Below are 21147 nucleotides of genomic sequence, written 5' to 3'. Positions count from 1 at the left end.
ATAAGAGAATTTCTTCATGAAGATCGCACTCGTTCATTTAAGACACGCATACTCTGGTGGTGTTGAGCTGTATTTGAACCAAATGGCTCGCTACCTTGCCGAAAAAGGCGAAGACGTAACAATTATCTGCCGCTCTCATGATGAAAAACCACCGCACCCCTCTGTTAAATTTGTCAAACTGCGTGGCCTTAGTATTGGTAAAACTCATCGCTTATGGCGCTTTGCCAAAGCGGTAGAAAAGCATGTAAAAGAATCTGATTATGATCTGGTATACGGTTTAGCGCATGCTTGGACCCATGATGTATTACGTATTGGGGCTGGCACAAGCTTACATATGTCACGCTCACTAAATCGTCCAATGCGCTTTAAAGATCGTATCAACCACATTATCGAAAGTAGAGCGATGGCACCAGGTGCTTACTACCAAGTCATCAGTAACTCACACAAGAGTGCAGCTGAAATCCAAGAAGCTCATGATGTTCCAACTGACAAAATTACAGTTATTCATAATTTTGTTGATACCAAACGATTTGACGCTGAACGCATCCAATCAGAAACAGATGCGCTAAAGAAAAAGCTGGGCGTTGATGATAACAAACCTGTTTTCTTGTTCTTGGGGACTGGTTATGAGCGTAAGGGCTTAAAACAAGCATTAACCGCCTATTCAAAGCTGCCATTTGAAGCGCACCTATTAGTTGTCGGTAGAGAAACGCATGAAGCAGACTACATCAAGTTCGCCAAAGAAATTGCCGTTTCAGAACGTTGCCAGTTTTTAGGTGCTGACAACCGCCCGGAACTGTATTTCACTCTTGCTGATTGTTATATGCTACCAACCTTATATGAACCATTTGGCTTTACCGTTATCGAAGCGCTAGCCTGTGGAACACCCGCGATCACCACCGAAAACTGCGGAGCCAAAGAAGTTCTCAACCCGCAAGTCGCCACCGTGATTGATTCTGATGTAAACCCTGATGAATTACTCACTGCGATGATTGAGTGGGCAGATAAGAAACGAACAACCAATGTGAGCCAAACCTGTCGAGATTTAGCCCTGACGATGGATGTTGAAGTCGTTCTAGAAAAGAACTATCAAGAACTGATAAAAATATATGAAATGAAAAAGGCTGCTAATGCTTAACTTTCTTGAATGGCCAGAAATTGGTTCAGGTGCAGAACGAGTATGTTATCGCAACCCATATGATCCCTCGCGTTGTATAAAAGTCAGCAAAAAATCTAAATCTAAGCAGACTAGACGTGAGTTAAACTACTACGGCTACCTATCTAAACGCGATGTTTCTTACTCTCATATTCCTAACTTTTATAATAAAGTGGATGAAGGGGACTATTTAGGCCTTGAGATGGAGTTTGTCTGTAACCCAGACGGTAGAAGTGCTCCAGACCTACATAAGTTTCTAAAACGCCCTTTGAGTAATAAAGATGTTATTGCAATTCAAGCTGCATTAGCTGAGCTCAAGCGTTACCTTATTATTAATAATATTGTGCCATGTGACCTAGTACTGAGTAACTTCTTAGTACTCAGTCAACCAGAAGGGTTGAAAGTGATGATGGTTGATGGTTTAGGATCAGCTGAGCTCTTTCCCCTAGCTAACTATATACGCTTTTTAGGCAAAAAGAAGATTGAAAGAAAGTGGCAGAAGTTTATGGTTGAGCGTATTAACCCTACGATTGAAGAGTACCTTAACGTTTGTAACTAATATTATCCAAACATATGGTTGAATTCATCTACAGACCAGTGAATATTTCGTTTTATTTGCTCCTTTTTAAATGAGCGTAGTAACCTATTCCAGTTATCTTGCTTCCAACTCTCACCCTGCTTTTGGAAGCATTTATCAAAATCAATAATCCAAACTTTGCCCTGCTCATCAATCAAAATGTTATGTATATTAAGATCAGTATGATTAACCTGTGCTGCATGCATCTTGCGCACTTCTACACCAATTTTTTGATACATTTCTTTAGGCAATGCGTTTTCTTGCAAAACAGCGACCAGATCTCGAGCATTAGGAACTTTCTCACTCAAAAGATCAGCTGTATAAATCAAGCCATTTTTAACAACTCTTGCAGCAATTGGCCTGGGAACATTAACACCAGATTCTTTAAGTCGGGTCAGTAATTCAAACTCTTGGTAGCTCCGGGTGCTCTCATCACCTGTATAAATATAACTATCTTCAACTAACTTACCAAATAAACCACCACGACGATAATGGCGCAATGCAGCCTGCATAGAGGGTAGTTCTACAAACCATGTCGTACCTCGTCCCGTAGCACTGCCAATCATCTTGTTCTGCTGTTGCCAATATTCCACCTTAAAAGCTTGCTTTACCATTTGCGGTGAAATTAAAGATTCATCAAACCAAATGACTTGATTATTAGAACTAAGCGTTTCCATCATATTTACCTATCTGGTTACTTAGTTTTATTTTACATTCCCCTAGCCCAGCTGCATAATTCTAATTAGTCAATTTGATAGAGTTAATCTCATGCCTTTGTTCAACTCAGCCCCAAAATCAATCTGTATTCTTAGGCTTTCTGCGATTGGAGATGTATGTAATACCATAGCAACCGTGCAAGCTATCCAAAAGCAGTGGCCGGAAACAACAATCACCTGGATTACCGGAAAACTCGAAGCACAACTACTGGCTGCAATTGATGGTGTGGAAGTAATCGTCTTTGACAAAAAAAATGGTATCAAAGGCTACCAAACTCTTTGGGCTCAGTTGAAAGAACGAGAGTTCGATGCTCTTCTACACATGCAATATGCCATTCGGGCAAGTTTTGCGGTTCTTGGTATTAAAGCAAAATATAAACTTGGGTTTGCAGCAGACAGAAGTCAAGATTTTCAAACTCTGTTTACCAACCAAAAGGTCACATCTCCATCATCTTTGCACGTTGCTGATGGATTAATGGCTTTTGCTCATCATATTGGAATTAAAGCGCAAGATCTAAAATGGTCCTTGTCGTACACAGAACAAGATGGCTTATGGGCCAGCTCTCAACTCAACAAAAACACCCCTAATCTACTAGTAGTACCTGGAGCTAGCAAAGCTTATAAAAACTGGCACGCTCAAGGCTATGTGGATGTAATTGAACATGCGCGAGCAAAAGGTTGGAACATAATTCTTGCAGGGAGTCCTTCCAAGATAGAAATTGATCTAGCCAATGAGATTCAAGACGAACTATCTCAACCCTGCCTAAATCTTGTCGGTCAAAGCTCCATTATGCAAATGCTAGCGCTTATTGATAAGGTCGACTTAGTCATTGCACCAGATACAGGTCCTACTCACATGGCTAATGCGATGCAAACGCCCGTTATTGGTCTTTATGCTCATCATAATCCTTTGCGTGTTGGTCCCTACAGCTATCTCACCTACGTAGTTTCCGTCTATGAAGAAGCCATATTTTCTGAAACAGGCAAAACAAGTCAAGATTTAAACTGGCGAACTAGAGTGAAAGATGAGCAAGCAATGCAGCGGATAAAAAGTGAGCATGTGATTAAAATGTTTGAGAAGATAACCCGAGCGATACATCTCAATAAAGTTATAATTGCTGGCTAATAGCAAAATATTTTTCTAAAGTTTTAATACACACTAGGTCTTCAAGTTTAGCATTCTTGAACTGCGCCACATGTTTATGTGCATTTCGAAGTATATCTTCTGATTCAGAAGGGTTATCAAGGTAATAATGAATCTTTTCTTCGAAGTCCGACCAGTCATCCTCAACCTGTATAAAATGTACACCAGGCTCTAATGCTCCTTCCATAAACCAAGTCTCATATCTCATCTTAGGGGTAACGACTATCGAATTTGAAGACATTGCCCACTTGAGGTTGGAGGCAACATCATTGCCTTCAAGGCAAATAAGAAATTTATACTGTAGTTGTTCTTCAACTGACATAAAAGGTTGCTGCCAGTCAGGATTCGCTTCACTTAAGTTGGATTGACCTGCATCTACTAAAGGGTGGTCAAACATAGCATTCATGAATCGAATTCGGTGCTTCTGAGTTACTCGTCCACGAAATACCGCCATATCTTTCTTAGCATGAAAAGAGAGCGTGTCTTCAATAAAACGAAAGTGGCGTAATTTATCTAACTTAAATAAAACTGAGTTTTGATTAGAACCTTCTGTTGGACGAGCTTTGTAAAGCGTAGGGCAGGGCTCAATCGAAACATGATCGCCAAAGTAATAACAAAATTTGAAGCTCTTGGGAAAGTAGTAAAGGTATTGTTTAAGATCGTAGTAATAAGCACTTTTATCTCGTAACTTGTAGTTAGTCGCTCTGCTTTCAGCATTCGAGCTTAATTGCGTTGTCTTTACAAGCTTGCAATAGTAATCGACTCGGCGCTGAATGGCTTCCGCTTCACCACTAAACTGGTCTTCTAGTTTTTTCTTATATCGAGAAAATAGATATGACGGATAAATATTAAGCAAAAAATTATTCACATAGTAGAAAAGTTTCATCGATTGCGATCACCTTGGTTTATGTTTATCCCGTTAGCGCAGAGCCTAGTTTAACTCGTTTATACAAGCTGTGGGTACCCTTTCACATTTTTCTGACTGTGATATCTTATATAATATCTGATTTAATTTTGAATACCATAACCTTCCGAGCCAATTATGTCTGAGAAGAATTACACGCGAGTTATCTACCCAGGTACATTTGATCCTGTCACCAATGGCCACCTTGACATCATTGAACGTGCTTCAGTTATGTTTGATGAGATGATTATCGGTGTTGCGGCCAGTCCTTCTAAAAATACTATGTTTCATCTAGATGAACGTGTCGAACTAGTAAAACAATCTTGTAGCCACCTTACCAATACATCTGTTGTAGGTTTTAATGGCCTACTGGTAGATTTTGCTCAACAACAACAAGCTAACATTCTTATTCGAGGTCTACGTACCACTATGGATTTTGAGTATGAATTTGGCTTAACAAGTATGTATCGTAAACTATTGCCTGGTCTTGAGAGTATCTTTCTAACCCCTGCTGAAGAGTTCGCTTTTCTTTCATCAACAATAGTAAGAGAAGTTGCCATTCATAAAGGAAATGTAGCTCCATTTGTTCCTCGGTCGGTCAATCAAGCTATTCTCTCGAAGTTAAAATAGTAAAAAGTTAATACCCCCATTTATGGAGCATTATCACTATTGACATACCTACGGTGACAGGTTGCTAAATAACACAAAGTCGAGCTTGGAGGTGTGACTTTGGTCTGAAAATATCAGAGTAAATAACTTAGCTTTCATTATTAAAAGTGACTTGAGCAAGCAATGTCATTATCGAATGATCATCACCATCGTGGAACGATTTTGAACAATACTTTCAAGTAAATCTAAGCTTATGTCAACAAGGGTTTCGTTGGGATTATGTCTAATGAAGCGAACCTTTTTGAGTGTCCAAATACAGGGTGGGGAGTAATTGTAATGAACTCCTAATGATTCTAGGCATTGACTATACGAAGAATTCTCACAATTTAATATATTTTATTTTTCAATGACTTAAATTGATTTCGTAAACAGTAATTCATTATAGTACAATACAACTCTAATTTCAGACAGCAATAATACTCTATGACAACCCCATCTAATAAACCTGGTAATACAGGCCTTCTAAGAGTTATAAAGGCAACTGGTTACTCAATAAAAGGCTTGAGATCAGCCTTTAAGAGTGAAGCCGCTATTCGACAAGAACTGGCCTTATGCGCTATTTTTTTCCCTACGGCCCTTTACTTAGATGTAAGCAAACTAGAAACTCTAGCTCTTATCGGTTCGCTAGTATTTATCTTTATATTAGAGCTAATCAACTCAGCAATAGAAGCTGTCGTTGATCGGATCGGTCCAGAGCATCACGAGCTCAGCGGTAAAGCGAAAGACATAGGTTCCGCGGCAGTCATGGTTGCAATTCTATTTGCTATCTTCACTTGGTTATTAATATTGGTTTAAGTTAGATTTATGTTTCAAAACAACATCAAAAAGCTCACTCGTATTATTTGGTTACAAGTTGCTTTATTTACTATTTTAGTATCATTGTTTAGACAAGTTTTCACTTTTTTAATTGGTGATGTCAGTGAAATCTACCAAGTCATCCCGGATTATATTCAATCAATTGTAATTGGATTTAGATTTGATTTAAGAGTTGCAACAATAGCCTTTTCACCATTATTATTACTGGGGCTAATTCTATCAGGCACAAAATCATTTAAATTAGTCAATAAAATAATTCCCATTTATTCGTTTGTTATATATTTCCTAGGGATATCTGTATCTATTGGTAATTATTATTACTATAAAACATACAGTAATCACTTCGATATCTTCATGTTTGGTCTTGTTGAAGATGATACTTCAGCCGTTTTATTAACAATGTGGCAAGATTATCCAATCATCATCATGTCGTTAATATCGCTATTAACCACTATAACGCTCTTCAAAATAACGCTATCTGTTTGGGCGAATTTAGATAAAAAAACATGGCCGAAGCAAAAGGTTTGGGTTACAACTCTGACCATACTCTTCACCATCGCGGCTTATTTTGTGTTAGCTCGAGGCTCTGTAGGGACATTCCCACTCAAACAATACCACGCTAATGTTTCAAATTACGAAGTTCTCAATAAAGTCACACCCAATGCTTTTTTAGCATTAGATTGGGCAAGAAGCGAGCATAAAAGAAGCGCAGATTTTACCGCGGTAACAAGAGCCGATTTCGAAGAAAAAGCACACCAAGTTCTTGGTCAGGACGATCCAGTTTACCATACGGATAAAAATAACTACCTTGAAAGCAACAAACCTAACGTAGTGTTTGCTCTCATGGAAAGTATGGGGACAAACTTACTTGTTGAAGATAATGGGAAAACAACCGACCTATTGGGTTCACTAAGACCGCATTACGAGAACGATTTTAGCTTTGAGCGATTTTTGCCCGGTACAGGCGGAACCATTAACAGTATCGTCATGATGTTATTTCATAGTAACGTGAACTCAATAAGCCACGGCAAAGAACAGAACACCCCATTACCAGGCTCAGCATTCCTACCTTATAAAAAAGCTGGATATAAAGTTATATACATTACCGGAGGTAGCCCATTATGGCGCAATCTCAAGTATTACATGCCGGTACAAGGGGTTGATGAATTTTATTCGGAAGAAGATATCTACGAAGCGTTTCCTGAGTCCGTTGAGTACGCTAGCACATGGGGTGCCGCTGATGAATTTACATTTAAGCTTGCTGAAAAGCTACTCAAAGAAAATACACAGCCTGTTATGGTGATGATACAGACACAAACCAATCATCCTCCTTACCAAATTCCAAGCAACTATACTCCAGGTTCTATTGAAGTGAGTGAGTATGCTATGAAGAAAATGTCCTTGAGTGAAGAAAACTCAAAGAAGATCTATGAAACATACCAATATTCTTCTAATGCACTTGGTGACTTTATTAGTGACATTAAAGACAGTGAATTGAATAGTAATACTATTATTTCAGCTTCTGGTGATCACCGCTTGCGCAACTACTCGATCTCTTATCCAAAGGATCTAGGAGTCGCTCATGCTGTACCTTTTTATCTCTATGTTCCACAAGAGATTTTATTGCACTCCAAATATCGTTACCAAGAAAATCGTATCGGTTCTCATCGAGATATTTTTCCTACGCTGTATAGTTTCAGTCTATCAAACGCAGAATATACATCTCTGGGAGGTAGAAACCTACTAGCAGAACAAGACGTCTCATCCCCATACGCGTACACAAGCGGAGTAACCTTTACCCCACTGGGCGTATCCCATAGCACAGATTCTAAAGCGATTTACCCTTGGAAGAATGAATCCAACCTCGCTGTCGAAAGGGAATCGATACCAAACCCAACGCCAAATATTGATGTAGAACATTCAAAGTTACAGACATTGTTCATCAATTCGCAAATGAGAGGCTTTAGAGCTCAATAGTAAAAGTAAAAGGGGAGCACAATGCTCCCCTTTTTAACTTTGGCACTCTTCACAAAAGAACGTGTTCCGCTGCCCTATTTTTAACTCTTGGATTAGAGCTTCACAGTTAGGGCACTTTTCACCTGCTTTACCATACACTTGCAGCTCTTGTGCGAAGTAGCCTGGTTTACCATCAGCCTGAGAAAAATCTTTCAGCGTAGTACCACCTTGCTTGATAGCCGTTGCGAGTACTTGTTTAATCTCATCGGTTAACAAGATCCATTCGGCTTTGGTCACTTTGTTTGCCGATCGTAACGGGTGGATTTTTGCAGAGAACAAGGCTTCGTTAGCGTAGATATTCCCGACACCGACCACTACTTTGTTGTCCATGATGAACTGCTTGACTGCGACTTTACGCTTTTCTGCTTTCTCAGCGATGTAATCAGCGTTAAAGTCGTCCGTTAACGGCTCAGGACCAGAACCAAGCAACACAGAGTGGACTTCATCAGGCGCCGACCACAACCAAGCGCCAAAACGACGTGGATCGTTGTAGCGTAGTACTTTTCCATTAGTGAGCTTAAGATCCACGTGATCGTGCTTTGCTGCTGGGAAGTCAGCATCTAATACGCGTAGTGAGCCAGACATACCAAGGTGAACAATGGCAGTGCCAGTATCCGTTTCAATCAATAGGTACTTTGCACGGCGCGAGATAGAGCGAATCACCTGCCCTTCTAATGCTTTTAACTCTTGTGGGATATCCCAACGCAGCTTAGGCGTGCGAAAAGTAAGGGTTTTAATGGTCTCGCCAACTAAATGAGGCGAGATCCCCATACGGCTTACTTCGACTTCGGGTAATTCAGGCATAGTTAGTCGTCCGATTTAGAGGAGTGGTTAGCGTTAAAGCTTGGAAACAGGTAGCTCTCTTCAATAGACACCGCCAACCACTGATCATTCCAGTTTTTTAACAACCAGAACTCAGGCAATTGATAATAGGTAATACGCTGGGGCTCTTCTTGGTCTTGATACCATACTTCGATGGTGTGTGGTGTATTTAACCGAGGCGTAAGGTCTGTGTAGGTCTGTGAGTCGACTTCCGTGCCCACAAGCTCTTTCCAACGTTGTGACAGCTCTTGTGCATTGGTGGCTTGAGGAAAGTCAGTATCTTCGAACTGGTAAACCCATTGATTATCTTGTTGAATGACAGACCACTTAGCAAAGTGTAACGCTTGAAGCTTTGCTGTTGGGTTCAGGAGATAAGGATAAGGGCTATCAACCTGCGGTTCAGGCTCGATAAGGTACGCTTTGATCAATGTTGGAAGGTTTAACACGCCAATAAAAGCGATCACACTGAACATGAGTATGTTGTTCCACCGGCGTCCACGATATCTCATCTGATTCTGCTCATCTAACCTATTGAACATTCAGTATATCGTGAAAGTGGCAATACTTTCTATGTTGTACAGATTTCTATCTATCAGAGGCTATATCAAGCAAGAATAATTGAGTTCCTCAAATTGTAGATATAAAAAAACCCAGCGATTAAACTGGGTTTTTCAATTCTTTCTTCTACTGAAGAAGAGCAAAAAAAGCATCAATTACTTGATTTTAGCTTCTTTGTACATAACGTGTTGGCGAACTACTGGATCAAACTTTTTGATCTCAAATTTGCCTGGCATGTTACGCTTGTTCTTATCAGTTGTGTAGAAGTGACCAGTACCTGCAGAAGATACTAGACGAATTTTCTCACGAATGCCTTTAGCCATTGCTTAATTCCTCTTAAACGTTTTCGCCACGTGCACGGATATCAACAAGAACAGCATCGATGCCTTTCTTATCAATGATACGCATGCCTTTAGCAGTTAGACGTAGTTTAACAAAACGTTTTTCGCTCTCTACCCAGAAACGATGAGTTTGTAGGTTCGGCAGAAAACGGCGCTTAGTAGCATTGCGTGCGTGTGAACGGTTGTTACCCGTTACTGGACGCTTACCAGTTACTTGGCATACTCGGGACATGAATGTCTTCTCCAATCGTTTCAGCTCGATATCAACCTTGGTGGCCGAACCTCTCTATCAATTAAAATAGAAGGTAAAAACCGTTATGGAAAATCCATACAAGGCTATCAAAGGTCGCGCATTATACTAACTTGACACGCATTGCTCAAGACCCGAACAGATCCTTTTTACGGATTTCGTGATCTTTTTTTGTGCAGCGCAGCTTGCTTGAGTAATCAGAGCTGATTTTAGGTCTAAAAATGTGGGCGGAATAATAGCAGATTTAACGCAACTAACAACCTAAAATGTGATTCAAATCCATCCACGCTCTGCAAAAGAGACAACTTCACCATCTCCAACGACAAAATGGTCGAGAACTCGGATGTCCACCAGCGCTAATGCGTCGGTTAATCGGCGTGTAATCCGCCTATCCGCTTGGCTGGGCTCAGCAACACCTGAAGGATGGTTATGAGCTAAGATTAATGCCGCCGCATTGTGATGAAGTGACCGTTTAACCACTTCCCGCGGGTAAACCGATGCGGCATCGATGGTTCCTTCAAACATCACCTCGTCCTTTATTACCCTATTTTGGTTATCAAGGAACAATATATAAAAGGCTTCTCGCTGGCGATCGCGCAACATGCTCGAGAGATAAAGCTTAGTATGACTTGGGCTAGTAAGCGCATCTCCACGAGATAAAGTCTCTGCTAGATAACGCTGCGTCATCTCTAATACAGCCTGCAATTGAACATACTTGGCCTGCCCCATCCCTTTATGAGCACAAAACTCTTCCTGTGTTGCTGAAAAAAGATGACGGAGCGAGCCAAAGTCTTTGATCAACTTGTCAGCGAGTTCCAAGACGTTCATTCCTTGTGTCCCTGTTCGCAGGAATATCGCGAGCAGTTCAGCATCACTCAAAGAATCAGGCCCTCTATTTAACAACTTTTCTCTCGGCATCGATTCGGCAGGTATTTTATCTATTGGCATATAAAGACAATCATTGGTCATGAACACAACCCATCACCTTAATGAGATCGTAATCAGAGATCCTTCGATAGAGATCAAAGGAAACGAGACACTAACAAAATCGTGTAATTGATAAGTTTGATAACACCAACTTGATGAGCGTCAACTCTGTTCGAGTTCTGCTTCTAGGCACTTATCCTTTGTTCTGATATCGTAAGTCGCAGAGAAATTAAGGAACAGAATCATGCAAACATTGGTTAATCAACTGGATAACGCTGACCTACAAGGCCTGGCTGGGAAAAAAATCCTACTTGGCATTAGTGGTGGTATCGCTGCGTATAAATGTGCCGAACTGACTCGACGCTTAATTGAACGTGGAGCACAAGTACAAGTCGTGATGACGAATGCAGCCAAGGAGTTCATTACTCCTCTCACCATGCAAGCCGTCTCTGGAAGGCCAGTGTCTGATAGTTTGCTTGATCCTGCTGCTGAGGCTTCCATGGGGCACATTGAGCTCGCAAAATGGGCTGATTTGGTATTACTAGCGCCAGCAACCGCTGATCTGATTGCGCGCATGACAGCTGGCATGGGTAACGACCTACTGACCACTTTGGTTCTAGCAACCGATGCGCCAGTTGCGGTATCTCCGGCAATGAACCAACAGATGTACAGCCACCCTGCCACTCAAGAGAACATCGCAACACTAAAACGTCGTGGTTGTGAGATTTGGGGACCGGCGGCTGGCGAACAAGCGTGTGGTGATGTGGGAATGGGTCGCATGCTAGAGCCTATGCAGCTCGTGCACCGCTGTGAAGACTTCTTCCAACCTAAACCTCTTGCTGGTCGCTCTGTGTTAATCACGGCGGGTCCAACTCGTGAAGCCATTGACCCTGTGCGTTACATTACCAACCACAGCTCGGGCAAGATGGGCTATGCTCTGGCTGAAGCGGCAGCGAAACAAGGCGCAACAGTAACTCTAGTCAGCGGCCCTGTATCACTCGCGACACCAAATAAGGTTAATCGTATCGATGTCGACAGCGCTCAACAGATGTTTGATGCGGTTGCAGCAAACGCTTCTCAACATGATATTTTCATCAGCTGCGCCGCGGTTGCCGATTATCGCCCTGAGACCATCGCAGACCAAAAGCTTAAAAAGGTCGACGGTAAAGACGACATGACCATTCAAATGGTTAAAAACCCAGATATTGTCGCTTCTGTCGCTTCAATGACCGAAGGTCGCCCATTTACTGTCGGCTTCGCAGCAGAAACTCAAGATGTTGAGAAGTACGCACGCGGTAAACTGGAAAGAAAGAACCTCGATATGATCTGCGCCAACGACGTCTCAGTTGAAGGCCAAGGCTTCAATAGCAGTAGCAATGAGCTGCACCTTTATTGGAAAGGCGGCGATAAATCTCTACCACTGGAGAGCAAAGACACACTTGGTTTCCAGATCCTCGATCAGATCCAACAGCTTATTAATGTATAAACGCACAAATTTGCTCTGATAATCTGCTGACACCTCTCGATTCTGTTGACCTAGGGCTCACAAAACTAGGAAACAGAATTGAATGGTGTTTATAATCCTTCTTCACTCAATCCTCATCTTTAGGAAAGGAAGTAAATAGATGGCTGGTACTCGAAAATCAAACCGTCGTGAAGAAATCCTACAAGCTCTCGCACAAATGTTGGAATCGACCGAAGGTGCTTCTCGTATCACAACGGTAAAGTTGGCCAAGCAAGTGGGTGTTTCTGAAGCTGCGTTATACCGCCACTTCCCAAGCAAAGCCCGCATGTTTGAAGGCCTGATCGAGTTCATTGAAGAAGCGTTGATGTCTCGAATCAACCGTATTCTGGATGAAGAGAAAGACACGCTAGAGCGCATACGCCTAGTGCTACAACTTATCTTAGTTTTCTCAGAACGTAACCCAGGCCTGACTCGAATTTTATCTGGTCATGCTCTAATGTTTGAAAATGAACGCCTGCGTGATCGCATCAACCAACTTTTCGAACGCATTGAGACGCAACTTCGCCAGATCCTGCGTGAAAGAAAGCTTCGTGAAGGGAAATCATTCCCGGTTGATGAGAAAATCTTAGCCGCTCAACTGCTCGGTCAAGTTGAAGGCAGCTTGAATCGATTTGTTCGCTCAGACTTCAAATATCAACCAACAGAAAACTTTGATGCTTATTGGGCACTGCTAAGCGCTCAGATTAAGTAGCAATCAAATTAAGTGGCAATCAAATCTTAAGTGATGGTTATGACGACGAAAACTTCTTCAGCAAACGGCACAGCACAACACGTGATTACTAAGCCGCCTTTTACTCTAGCTCTACTTCACCCTAAATATTGGGGTGTATGGTTTGGTTTTGGGTTATTGGCGCTTATTGTTAACGTTCTCCCTTATCGCCTCTTACTGCTGTTAGGCCGATCGTTAGGCTCTTTGGGTGCTCGCTATGGTAAAAAGCGCGTCGCGGTAGCAACACGTAACTTGGAGCTCGCCTTCCCAGACAAGCCAGCAGATGAAGTCGCGGCAATGGTCAGTGAGAACTTTAAGAACACAGGTATGGCACTCATCGAAACCGGCATTACCTGGTTCTGGCCAACGTGGCGTTTCAAGCGAATCCTAGTAGATAAAGACACCCAAACACTGCGTACACATAAAGCCAACGGTAAAGGTGTTCTTCTATGCTGTGTGCATGCCTTAAATCTAGAGATCACTGCGCGAGCAATGGCTGTATTAGGTATTTCTGGTTTAGGTGTTTATCGCCCGCACAACAATCCGGCTTATGAATTCATTCAATACCGTGGTCGTACTCAAAACGGCAACCGCCTGATTCACCGTAAAGACGTGAAGCGTATGATTCGAATCCTGCGTCAAGGTGAGATCCTTTTCTACCTACCGGATCATGATTACGGCCGTAACAAATCTGTGTTTGTGCCTTTCTTCGCAGTAGAAGATGCGTGTACCACAACAGGCACCAGTATTCTGGCTTACACCAGCCGATGTGCACTTGTTCCGGGGTCTGGTTTTAGAAATGCCAACGGCAAATATGAAATCATGGCTGATGAGTCAATCGAAGAAAACTACCCGCAGAAAGATGAGAAAGCGGCTGCCGCCTACATGAACCGCTACCTTGAGAAGATTATCTTAAGAGCACCAGAACAGTGGATGTGGCTGCACAAGCGCTTTAAGACTATGGAAGACCCAGAAGCTGAACGCGGCATTCGTTACAAATAGAGCACCTATCTTCAGATAAGAAAGCAGCTCACCTCAATAGAAAAGTAAAAGGCCCGAAAGATATTTATCTCTCGGGCCTTTCTCGTTTTGAAATTCTAAACCTAGGGATCTAAACCATCAGGTTCAAACTTCAGGCATTAGATACCATATTGAGCGCGGTACGCTTTTACTGACTCTAGATGCGCTGCGTCGGTGCCTTTCTCTTCAAGGAAAGTCACCAAGTCAGTCAGGCTAACGATTGAGATAATCGCACAACCGAAGTCACGCTCAACTTCTTGAATCGCAGACAGTTCGCCTTTGCCCTTCTCTTGACGGTCGATAGCAACAAGCACACCCGCTAAATCAGCGCCATTTGCTTGGATGATTTCCATCGACTCACGAATCGCAGTACCTGCAGTGATCACGTCGTCCACTAACATGATGCGACCTTCAAGCGCGCTACCGACAAGGTTGCCACCTTCACCGTGGTTTTTCGCTTCTTTACGGTTAAAACAGTAAGGCGTATCTACATCGTGGTGATCTGCCAGTGCAACCGCTGTCGTCGTTGCAATTGGGATACCCTTGTATGCAGGGCCAAATAGTACATCGAACTCAATGCCAGAATCAGCCAATGCTGCTGCGTAGAAGCGACCTAAACGCGCTAGGTCACGACCTGTATTAAACAATCCAGCATTGAAGAAGTAAGGGCTCTTACGGCCAGACTTTAAAGTAAACTCACCAAACTTAAGTACTTCTTTCTCTAGTGCAAATTCAATAAATTCACGTTGATATGCTTTCATGCTCATCCTCTAAATTAATTTACTTTCCAGTTCCTAACTTCCAATCGCTCAGGAAGCTAACAATGATGTATTTTCTAAATAGATAGCTCTACAACAAGGCAGCAAGGTTTTTCAGCCCTATGAGCATAGGGGACCTATGTGATTAGGGTGAAAAATTGCAGCTAACGCTGGTGTAGAGTTATATATGACGAAAATAAAAAAATAGCCCCCAAATTGGGAGCTATTAAAAATGACTAGTCGGCCAACGCAGCTTTCTGCGCTTCGACGATATCGGCAATGCCCTTATTAGCCAGGGCTAAAAGCTGCATCAGCTCTTCGTGGCTGAACGGTTCGCCTTCTGCTGTGCCTTGAATCTCAATCATCTTACCGTCTTCCGTCATTACAACGTTCATGTCGGTATCGGCTGCTGAGTCTTCAACGTACTCAAGGTCACACAGTGCTTGTGCACCAACGATGCCCACTGAAACTGCCGCTACGTGGCCTTTCATTGGGTTCTTTTTCAGTTTGCCGCTTGCTAGTAGGCTGTTGATAGCATCAGCCATTGCAACGCTTGCACCTGAGATAGAAGCAGTACGAGTACCGCCGTCTGCTTGGATAACATCACAATCGACAGTGATCATAATTTCACCCATTACTTTCAGGTCAACAACAGCACGTAGGCTACGAGCGATCAGACGTTGGATTTCCATCGTACGACCACCTTGCTTGCCGCTCGCCGCTTCACGACGGTTACGAGTGTGCGTTGCACGTGGCAGCATGCCGTATTCAGCCGTTACCCAACCCTTTCCTTGGCCTTTTAACCAACGCGGTACGTTTTCTTCTACCGTCGCATTACATAGAACTTTAGTGTTGCCGAACTCAACTAATACAGAACCTTCAGCATAAGCTGTGTAGTTACGAGTAATTTTAATTGGACGAATTTGATCTACAGCGCGGTCATTTGGACGCATTGGTATCTACCTTATTAACAGTCTGAAGTGATTTACTATCGAAAGAGTGCATCACCTAAGAAAGGGGTGAGACAGTTTTGATTGGGGCAAGATTATATAGCAGTTTATCGTGCAAATCTATTTACCGTTCAAAGCTATTTATCACGAAAGGCTATTTACAGTGAAAAGCGACAGGCTTCGAGAGCACACCATATCGTGATACTATGCGTGCGCGTTATTTTCAGAATGATAAAAGACAGGAAAATTCGATGATTTATAGTATGACCGCGTACGCACGCAAAGAAGTAAAAGGCGATTGGGGCAGCGCAGTATGGGAAATCCGTAGTGTAAACCAACGCTACCTAGAAACTTACTTCCGTATGCCTGAACAGTTCCGTGGTTTAGAGCCAATCTTGCGTGAGCGTTTCCGTAAGCGTCTTGCACGCGGTAAGGTTGAATGTAACCTACGCTTTGAAGCAAACCCTGCTGCAAAGGGAGAACTAAGCATTAACGAAGGTTTGGCTCAGCAAGTAATCAATGCTGCGAACCAAGTAATGACGATGACAGGTGAAGAGAGCCGTTTGAACCCATTCCAAGTCATGAACTGGCCTGGTGTGATGGAAACGCCAGAGCAAGACATGGATGCCATCAACAAAGACCTACTTGAAGCATTCAACGATGCTATCGCAGAGTTCATTGATGCTCGTGCTCGTGAAGGTGAGAACATGAAGGCGCTAATCGTACAGCGCTTAGATGCAATCACTGAAGAAGTAGTGAAAGTTCGTGCACGCATGCCTGAGATCCTAGAGTGGCAACGTGAGCGTCTTCTTACCAAATTTGAAGATGCGAAAATCGAACTGGAAGGTTCTCGTGTTGAGCAAGAGCTTATCCTACTTGCGCAGAAGTCAGACGTAGCAGAAGAGCTAGACCGTCTAGATTCTCACGTGAAAGAAGCAAATGCAGTACTGAAGAAAGGTGGCGCTTGTGGCCGTAAGCTAGACTTCATGATGCAAGAGTTCAACCGTGAGTCAAACACGCTAGCGTCTAAGTCTATCAGCACAGACATCACAGCATCAGGCGTAGAGCTTAAGGTTCTTATCGAACAGATGCGTGAGCAGATCCAGAATATAGAGTAATATCCTATAGCTTCTTAATATGCCCATAACTAATTTTAAAAACAAATAGTTATGGGCAAAATCTTTCCTACTGAGTCCTAGTAAATCCTATTACTACCCAAAACTTTCGGGGAGTAAGTTGGGTATAACCCTCTCAAAACCCCCTCACAAACGGCAACTTCTACACTTTACTACCCACTAGTTTTAGAGCTACTATTGGCTTATCTTCTTTTACTAAGGGTAGCGGTGTGGGAAAGCTAAAAGTAAATCAAGTTAAGTCTCTGGTTAGTAACCATAAAGTGGGTCGTCATAGTGATGGTGATGGCTTGTACCTTATGATTCCTAAATCTGGTCGAGCTTACTGGATGCTCAGATACACGATTATGGGTAAACGTCGCGAGATGACCATAGATAAGGTCGCGCACCTCTCTTTAGCTGATGCTAGATACAAAGCAATGGAACTAAAGAAGAAAGTTAGTAATGAAGAAGATCCCTTAGTAGAGCGTAAGCAACACCAAGCCATAACGATTAAACTAGTTGAACAACTATATGAAGACTGGTACGCCGACTTAGCTACAAGATTGAAGCATCCCAACATTCCGAAGAGAGTCTACGAACGAGATATCGGTCCAATTATTGGCAGAAAGAAAATCAAGTCCGTAACTCCCCTTGATATCCGAACAATCATCAGAAATGTTGCAAACAGTGGACGACCTACAGTTGCCAACGACACGTTAATGTACTGCAAACAACTGTTTAACCATGGAATTAAACTAGGTTTAAATGACAATAACCCAGCATCAGCATTTTCTGTAAATGATGCTGGGGGAGTTGAAGGAAGCCGTGATCGTAAGCTTACCCTTGATGAGATTAAAAAAACCTTTGACGTTTTCCAACAGAACTTGCCAAGTTTTGGGCGTGAAAATTACTTAGCTTGCGCACTTCTTCTTTCTCTTGGTGTTCGCAAAACAGAGCTGACGGAAGCTAAATGGTCTGAGTTCGATCTGAAAAATGCACTGTGGCACTTACCGGGTGAAAGAGTGAAGAAAGGAGATGGGATAACGATACCACTGACCGAACAAGTGCTCGCATGGCTTGAAGAACTCTATACGAGAGCATGTGGTTCGGAGTATCTGTTTCCAGCCAGAAGAACTAGCAAGCAGCCTCATATGGGGAAAGACACATTAAACAGAGCTATCTCGAAGCTCTTCGGTCGAGAGCCCGGGCGCAAAGTGCAACCACCGAATAAAATGGGAGAAATGGAGATGTTCACTGTTCACGATCTGAGGAGAACCTTCCGAACTTTACTCTCGAAGTGTGGCGTTGCTCCGCATATCGCAGAACGATGCTTGAACCATAAGCTGGGTAAGCTGAATGACACTTATGATATCCATGACTATCTTGATGAGAGGAAGGAAGCGTTAGGTAAGCTATCAAAAATGCTATCCGACTATATACAGTAAAGTAACCCTGCTAAATAGTTGAGCAATCAGCTCAGCAAGCCAAGTGCACCTTGCGGAGTTTTGCTAGCTTGAGCCAGCATGGAGGTGTTTACTTCTTTTAGAATCGACTGCTTTGTTAACTCGCTGGTTTCTTTTGCGAAGTCAGTATCTCTGATCTGGCGGTTGCTAGCAGCAACATTCTCTGATGATTGGTTCAAATTATTTATAGCATGATGCAAGCGGTTTTGCGTTGCTCCAATATTCGCTCTATAAGAATCAACAGAGCGTAGTAATTCATCCAGCTCCTCTGCCACTGTTCCAGCTAACTTTGGGTTATCTAAGTAAGGAATCGAGCTTATCACATTTACTTTTGTGACTTCAGCTGACGGGCTGTGATAAATACCTTTCCCAGTAGTAAAAGGGGAATTTTGATTATGTGGGTAGGAGTTATGGTAATGCCTAACAGCTACGTACTCATTTTCGAATTGTGAATAGTACACTAAACGCTGTGATTTTGTTCCATCATTACGTGTGTATTCTTCCGTTAGCATATGAACAGAATTACCTAATTCATCATTAACTTGTCGAGCAATACTTTCTACTGAAGAGCCTGCTTCTATATCAACATAAACAAAATCTTCTGTTTGATGGGGACGATCTTCATCATAAGAAATCCTTTGAACTCCGATACGATCACCATCTTTAGATATCCAACCTTGATTGTACTCGGTATATCTTACAAAACGATCTTCTACAACCGTTGACTGTTGTTCTTTTGTGCCTAAATTGGGCAACTCAATACTAACAGTCTCTCCACCATTAGAGCCAACCTGAAATGATTTGTGGCTATTAGTTCCATTAAGAAGTCGTTCTCCACCAAAGCTGGTAGTGTCAGCTAACCTGTGAAGCTCATCAGTTAATGTAATATACTCCTCTTGAATTGCAGTTCTATCTTCTGAGGATAGTGAGCCATTAGCATACCGAAGTGCTAGGTCTCTCATACGCATTAAACTTTCAGTATATTCATTCATCGCACTTTCAGCGGTTTGTAGCATGGATATACCATCGTTTGCATTTCGAATAGCAACATCCATTCCACGGCTCTGTGCATGCAATCTATTAGAGATCTGAAGACCAGCAGCATCGTCTTTTGCGTTATTAATCTTCATACCTGACGACAAGCGTTCCATCGAAACAGAGTGACTATTCATCACTCGGTGTAAACCTTGTGAACCCTTCATCGCAACTATGTTTGTATTAACGCTTAGCATAACTAGATGAGCCTCATTAACTACGAAATAACTGAACAATTAATCTATCGGCTGCATATGCATTTTGTTTAGCAATTAGTGCTTAGAAAGCTAGATTAACAGTGTCAAAGCTAATCCAGCTCGTTGTCTCTTCTCCTAAAACTCTAGGTTAAAGCTAAATAAAATGTAGTGTTGTTAAGCTATTTTCGTAGAAGTTAGGTTTAAGTACTTAAAATATAACCATATTTGGTTCTATGCGATAATGATGAAATCAAAACTCGGAGCGTTTTATCTTCGTCCATTCTCTTGCACGATATTGAAACAAGAATTTTCTTCTACCTAGTTCATTCATCCAACATAAGTAGTCACAAAATAGTAAAGTATCTAATCTGTACTTCTTAGTACAACGTCTAAAACCATTCGTTTTATAGTCTCGAACTTCGTTAAAACCTAATTTGCATAAGTAACTTAGTTGTTTTACTGGATTACCTATCTTTTGAACCATGAAAGGACGAGCAGTAACTCCACTCTTAATATGCTCGGGGTGAAGACGTTTTATTTTGTCAGAAAGACGTCCTAAGGCTTGTTCATTTCCTGTTAGCTTGGTCAAAAGATGGTAGTGACTCAGCCATTTTTGCGGTGACTTATGAAAATCCATCTCTAAAGATCCTAATACCGGACCATCAATGCCGCTGCTAGAAAGCAATTTACGTAAACGGTCTTTATCTGCTTGAACGTCATAACTGAGAAACTCGTATGCCTCGATGTTTCTAGAGTACTGAACCAAATGTAAAGCACAGTAGCGTATACTAGTTCCCATATTTAGCTCAGTTAACATGGTTTCTAATATCGATGTCACATGCTCAATTTGATGCTGACGTGTACAGCGTTTGCAAGCTGGGCTTCTACATGCTTCTCCGTCGATACAGTTTTCAAGCATATCCGCTAGGTTATGCATATCCGCATTCGTGTACCTTCTTCCACCAACTTGAAATAGACCATTTGCCCTAGATCTCAATGTGTCGATCCTAAAAGTGTCTTCCTCGTAAGCTTGGTGTTCATCGTATATCCATTCCCAACTTTCAAGCTTCAGATCGCATAAAAAATCATGAAGTTCCATTTTCTACTATCCTCTCATTTTCTCGATGAATCACACGAATCAATCCATTTTTGAACATCCGAGATTCGCCAAAAAACTATACGACCACACTTCTTCGTGTGTTCTGGAAACTTCCCTTGAGAGATCCACAAGTACAATGTTGAGTTAGAGATGCGTAGCTGATCCAAAATCATTTCACGTCGAATCAAACCTAAATCTGTCATGACATTCTCCTTATTTTTGATGTCACAACTCGATTTACAGTTTTCAAAAATACCCTCTTCGAACATAACTCAAATCTTGTGAGACTCACAATAACCATTCTCAAACACCAAGAACCGTGAGGCTCACAATAAAAAACATATAACTATCAAGGAATTAAAATCACACTATGCCGTGAG

At 42.1% G+C, this 21147-nt stretch carries 23 protein-coding genes; 11 read left to right on the top strand and 12 right to left on the bottom strand.

The genetic code is table 11. The features are described 5' to 3' along the window. Positions 1 to 16: 16 nt before the first annotated feature. Together AB4323_RS02200 and AB4323_RS02195 are read left to right on the top strand one after the other, a co-directional pair. On the top strand, positions 17 to 1138 hold the full coding sequence (locus AB4323_RS02200; RefSeq protein WP_372151495.1) for a glycosyltransferase family 4 protein: 1122 nt from the start codon (positions 17 to 19) through the stop codon (positions 1136 to 1138). After that, the gene (locus tag AB4323_RS02195) at positions 1131 to 1715 is read left to right on the top strand and encodes a YrbL family protein (RefSeq protein WP_243584147.1); all 585 of its coding nucleotides are present in this window, start codon (positions 1131 to 1133) and stop codon (positions 1713 to 1715) included. The genes AB4323_RS02200 and AB4323_RS02195 overlap by 8 nt, the downstream gene beginning before the upstream one ends. Before the next feature lie 2 nt (positions 1716 to 1717). Here the strand turns inward: AB4323_RS02195 and AB4323_RS02190 are convergent, their stop codons facing one another. Continuing rightward, the gene (locus AB4323_RS02190) at positions 1718 to 2410 is read right to left on the bottom strand and encodes a 3-deoxy-D-manno-octulosonic acid kinase (RefSeq protein WP_372151493.1); all 693 of its coding nucleotides are present in this window, start codon (positions 2408 to 2410) and stop codon (positions 1718 to 1720) included. A 97-nt stretch (positions 2411 to 2507) separates the two neighbouring features. On the opposite strand from AB4323_RS02190, the gene AB4323_RS02185 reads away from it, so the two are divergent. Then, complete coding sequence (locus AB4323_RS02185; RefSeq protein WP_372151512.1) at positions 2508 to 3575, top strand: glycosyltransferase family 9 protein; 1068 nt, start codon at positions 2508 to 2510, stop codon at positions 3573 to 3575. On the opposite strand, the gene AB4323_RS02180 is transcribed toward AB4323_RS02185, so the two are convergent. Next, on the bottom strand, positions 3559 to 4479 hold the full coding sequence (locus AB4323_RS02180) for a glycosyl transferase family 90 (protein ID WP_243584148.1): 921 nt from the start codon (positions 4477 to 4479) through the stop codon (positions 3559 to 3561). The two genes, AB4323_RS02185 and AB4323_RS02180, sit on opposite strands and share 17 nt — an antisense overlap. A gap of 156 nt (positions 4480 to 4635) precedes the next feature. Here AB4323_RS02180 and coaD point away from each other — a divergent pair, with 156 nt between their 5' ends. The 3 genes from coaD (at position 4636) to AB4323_RS02165 (ending at position 7959) form a co-directional block, all read left to right on the top strand. Beyond that, positions 4636 to 5127 carry a pantetheine-phosphate adenylyltransferase gene (coaD, locus tag AB4323_RS02175; protein WP_372151491.1) on the top strand — a complete coding sequence of 164 codons (492 nt, stop codon included), beginning with the start codon at positions 4636 to 4638 and terminating at the stop codon, positions 5125 to 5127. 462 nt (positions 5128 to 5589) lie between these two features. Beyond that, positions 5590 to 5961 (top strand): diacylglycerol kinase, encoded by a 372-nt coding sequence (locus AB4323_RS02170; protein ID WP_372151489.1) that lies wholly within the window; start codon positions 5590 to 5592, stop codon positions 5959 to 5961. A 9-nt stretch (positions 5962 to 5970) separates the two neighbouring features. Beyond that, on the top strand, positions 5971 to 7959 hold the full coding sequence (locus AB4323_RS02165) for an LTA synthase family protein (protein WP_372151487.1): 1989 nt from the start codon (positions 5971 to 5973) through the stop codon (positions 7957 to 7959). A gap of 33 nt (positions 7960 to 7992) precedes the next feature. Here AB4323_RS02165 and mutM read toward each other — a convergent pair whose 3' ends face one another. The 5 genes from mutM to radC form a co-directional block, all read right to left on the bottom strand. Then, complete coding sequence (gene mutM / locus AB4323_RS02160) at positions 7993 to 8802, bottom strand: bifunctional DNA-formamidopyrimidine glycosylase/DNA-(apurinic or apyrimidinic site) lyase (protein WP_372151485.1); 810 nt, start codon at positions 8800 to 8802, stop codon at positions 7993 to 7995. A 2-nt stretch (positions 8803 to 8804) separates the two neighbouring features. Next, entirely contained in the window at positions 8805 to 9329 is a 525-nt protein-coding gene (locus AB4323_RS02155; protein ID WP_032546317.1) for a hypothetical protein, read from the bottom strand. Between the two features lie 204 nt (positions 9330 to 9533). Then, on the bottom strand, positions 9534 to 9701 hold the full coding sequence (rpmG, locus tag AB4323_RS02150; protein ID WP_002535344.1) for a 50S ribosomal protein L33: 168 nt from the start codon (positions 9699 to 9701) through the stop codon (positions 9534 to 9536). 13 nt (positions 9702 to 9714) lie between these two features. Next, positions 9715 to 9951, bottom strand: coding sequence for a 50S ribosomal protein L28 (gene rpmB / locus AB4323_RS02145; RefSeq protein WP_004728407.1), 237 nt, complete (start codon positions 9949 to 9951; stop codon positions 9715 to 9717). A 291-nt stretch (positions 9952 to 10242) separates the two neighbouring features. Beyond that, a complete protein-coding gene (radC, locus tag AB4323_RS02140) occupies positions 10243 to 10917 on the bottom strand; it encodes a DNA repair protein RadC (protein WP_048666236.1) in 675 nt (224 codons plus the stop codon). 223 nt (positions 10918 to 11140) lie between these two features. On the opposite strand from radC, the gene coaBC reads away from it, so the two are divergent. From coaBC to lpxL, 3 genes are all read left to right on the top strand, one after another. Further along, positions 11141 to 12382, top strand: a complete 1242-nt coding sequence (gene coaBC / locus AB4323_RS02135; RefSeq protein WP_136979983.1) for a bifunctional phosphopantothenoylcysteine decarboxylase/phosphopantothenate--cysteine ligase CoaBC — start codon at positions 11141 to 11143, stop codon at positions 12380 to 12382. A 139-nt stretch (positions 12383 to 12521) separates the two neighbouring features. Continuing rightward, positions 12522 to 13112 carry a nucleoid occlusion factor SlmA gene (gene slmA, locus AB4323_RS02130; protein WP_004741428.1) on the top strand — a complete coding sequence of 197 codons (591 nt, stop codon included), beginning with the start codon at positions 12522 to 12524 and terminating at the stop codon, positions 13110 to 13112. A gap of 39 nt (positions 13113 to 13151) precedes the next feature. Beyond that, positions 13152 to 14132, top strand: coding sequence for an LpxL/LpxP family Kdo(2)-lipid IV(A) lauroyl/palmitoleoyl acyltransferase (gene lpxL / locus AB4323_RS02125; protein ID WP_102332608.1), 981 nt, complete (start codon positions 13152 to 13154; stop codon positions 14130 to 14132). 137 nt (positions 14133 to 14269) lie between these two features. On the opposite strand, the gene pyrE is transcribed toward lpxL, so the two are convergent. Both pyrE and rph read right to left on the bottom strand, forming a co-directional pair. Continuing rightward, on the bottom strand, positions 14270 to 14911 hold the full coding sequence (pyrE, locus tag AB4323_RS02120) for an orotate phosphoribosyltransferase (RefSeq protein ID WP_017059267.1): 642 nt from the start codon (positions 14909 to 14911) through the stop codon (positions 14270 to 14272). 233 nt (positions 14912 to 15144) lie between these two features. Further along, on the bottom strand, positions 15145 to 15861 hold the full coding sequence (rph, locus tag AB4323_RS02115; protein ID WP_009847983.1) for a ribonuclease PH: 717 nt from the start codon (positions 15859 to 15861) through the stop codon (positions 15145 to 15147). A gap of 248 nt (positions 15862 to 16109) precedes the next feature. Here rph and AB4323_RS02110 point away from each other — a divergent pair, with 248 nt between their 5' ends. Both AB4323_RS02110 and AB4323_RS02105 read left to right on the top strand, forming a co-directional pair. Further along, positions 16110 to 16976: a YicC/YloC family endoribonuclease gene (locus AB4323_RS02110; RefSeq protein ID WP_017063084.1), complete on the top strand. Its 867-nt coding sequence runs from the start codon at positions 16110 to 16112 to the stop codon at positions 16974 to 16976. A 227-nt stretch (positions 16977 to 17203) separates the two neighbouring features. Continuing rightward, positions 17204 to 18418: a site-specific integrase gene (locus AB4323_RS02105; protein WP_140066030.1), complete on the top strand. Its 1215-nt coding sequence runs from the start codon at positions 17204 to 17206 to the stop codon at positions 18416 to 18418. Between the two features lie 26 nt (positions 18419 to 18444). Here the strand turns inward: AB4323_RS02105 and AB4323_RS02100 are convergent, their stop codons facing one another. From AB4323_RS02100 to AB4323_RS02090, 3 genes are all read right to left on the bottom strand, one after another. Then, positions 18445 to 19608: a flagellin gene (locus AB4323_RS02100; RefSeq protein WP_408063677.1), complete on the bottom strand. Its 1164-nt coding sequence runs from the start codon at positions 19606 to 19608 to the stop codon at positions 18445 to 18447. Between the two features lie 310 nt (positions 19609 to 19918). Further along, positions 19919 to 20767 carry a hypothetical protein gene (locus tag AB4323_RS02095; RefSeq protein WP_140066032.1) on the bottom strand — a complete coding sequence of 283 codons (849 nt, stop codon included), beginning with the start codon at positions 20765 to 20767 and terminating at the stop codon, positions 19919 to 19921. A gap of 14 nt (positions 20768 to 20781) precedes the next feature. After that, positions 20782 to 20970: an AlpA family transcriptional regulator gene (locus AB4323_RS02090; RefSeq protein WP_025507322.1), complete on the bottom strand. Its 189-nt coding sequence runs from the start codon at positions 20968 to 20970 to the stop codon at positions 20782 to 20784. Between the last annotated feature and the right edge of the window lie 177 nt (positions 20971 to 21147).

Origin of the sequence: Vibrio sp. 10N.261.52.C11, assembly GCF_041471405.1 — a bacterium.
GTDB classification, from domain to species: Bacteria; Pseudomonadota; Gammaproteobacteria; order Enterobacterales; family Vibrionaceae; genus Vibrio; species Vibrio crassostreae_C.
The sequence above is the reverse complement of the archived record's forward strand: the minus strand, read 5'-3'. Positions and strand labels throughout refer to the sequence as shown.

Excerpts from the sequence above, each read along its gene's own strand:
- AB4323_RS02190 (WP_372151493.1), bottom strand. The coding sequence starts at position 2,410 with ATGGAAACGCTTAGTTCTAATAATCAAGTCATTTGGTTTGATGAATCT.
- rpmG (WP_002535344.1), bottom strand. The coding sequence starts at position 9,701 with ATGGCTAAAGGCATTCGTGAGAAAATTCGTCTAGTATCTTCTGCAGGT.
- rpmB (WP_004728407.1), bottom strand. The coding sequence starts at position 9,951 with ATGTCCCGAGTATGCCAAGTAACTGGTAAGCGTCCAGTAACGGGTAAC.
- rph (WP_009847983.1), bottom strand. The coding sequence starts at position 15,861 with ATGCGTCCAAATGACCGCGCTGTAGATCAAATTCGTCCAATTAAAATT.
- AB4323_RS02095 (WP_140066032.1), bottom strand. The coding sequence starts at position 20,767 with ATGGAACTTCATGATTTTTTATGCGATCTGAAGCTTGAAAGTTGGGAA.
- slmA (WP_004741428.1), top strand. The coding sequence starts at position 12,522 with ATGGCTGGTACTCGAAAATCAAACCGTCGTGAAGAAATCCTACAAGCT.
- pyrE (WP_017059267.1), bottom strand. The coding sequence starts at position 14,911 with ATGAAAGCATATCAACGTGAATTTATTGAATTTGCACTAGAGAAAGAA.
- AB4323_RS02180 (WP_243584148.1), bottom strand. The coding sequence starts at position 4,479 with ATGAAACTTTTCTACTATGTGAATAATTTTTTGCTTAATATTTATCCG.
- AB4323_RS02195 (WP_243584147.1), top strand. The coding sequence starts at position 1,131 with ATGCTTAACTTTCTTGAATGGCCAGAAATTGGTTCAGGTGCAGAACGA.
- AB4323_RS02090 (WP_025507322.1), bottom strand. The coding sequence starts at position 20,970 with ATGACAGATTTAGGTTTGATTCGACGTGAAATGATTTTGGATCAGCTA.
- mutM (WP_372151485.1), bottom strand. The coding sequence starts at position 8,802 with ATGCCTGAATTACCCGAAGTCGAAGTAAGCCGTATGGGGATCTCGCCT.
- AB4323_RS02200 (WP_372151495.1), top strand. The coding sequence starts at position 17 with ATGAAGATCGCACTCGTTCATTTAAGACACGCATACTCTGGTGGTGTT.
- AB4323_RS02155 (WP_032546317.1), bottom strand. The coding sequence starts at position 9,329 with ATGAGATATCGTGGACGCCGGTGGAACAACATACTCATGTTCAGTGTG.
- AB4323_RS02100 (WP_408063677.1), bottom strand. The coding sequence starts at position 19,608 with ATGAATAGTCACTCTGTTTCGATGGAACGCTTGTCGTCAGGTATGAAG.
- coaD (WP_372151491.1), top strand. The coding sequence starts at position 4,636 with ATGTCTGAGAAGAATTACACGCGAGTTATCTACCCAGGTACATTTGAT.
- coaBC (WP_136979983.1), top strand. The coding sequence starts at position 11,141 with ATGCAAACATTGGTTAATCAACTGGATAACGCTGACCTACAAGGCCTG.
- AB4323_RS02110 (WP_017063084.1), top strand. The coding sequence starts at position 16,110 with ATGATTTATAGTATGACCGCGTACGCACGCAAAGAAGTAAAAGGCGAT.
- lpxL (WP_102332608.1), top strand. The coding sequence starts at position 13,152 with ATGACGACGAAAACTTCTTCAGCAAACGGCACAGCACAACACGTGATT.
- AB4323_RS02165 (WP_372151487.1), top strand. The coding sequence starts at position 5,971 with ATGTTTCAAAACAACATCAAAAAGCTCACTCGTATTATTTGGTTACAA.
- AB4323_RS02170 (WP_372151489.1), top strand. The coding sequence starts at position 5,590 with ATGACAACCCCATCTAATAAACCTGGTAATACAGGCCTTCTAAGAGTT.
- radC (WP_048666236.1), bottom strand. The coding sequence starts at position 10,917 with ATGCCAATAGATAAAATACCTGCCGAATCGATGCCGAGAGAAAAGTTG.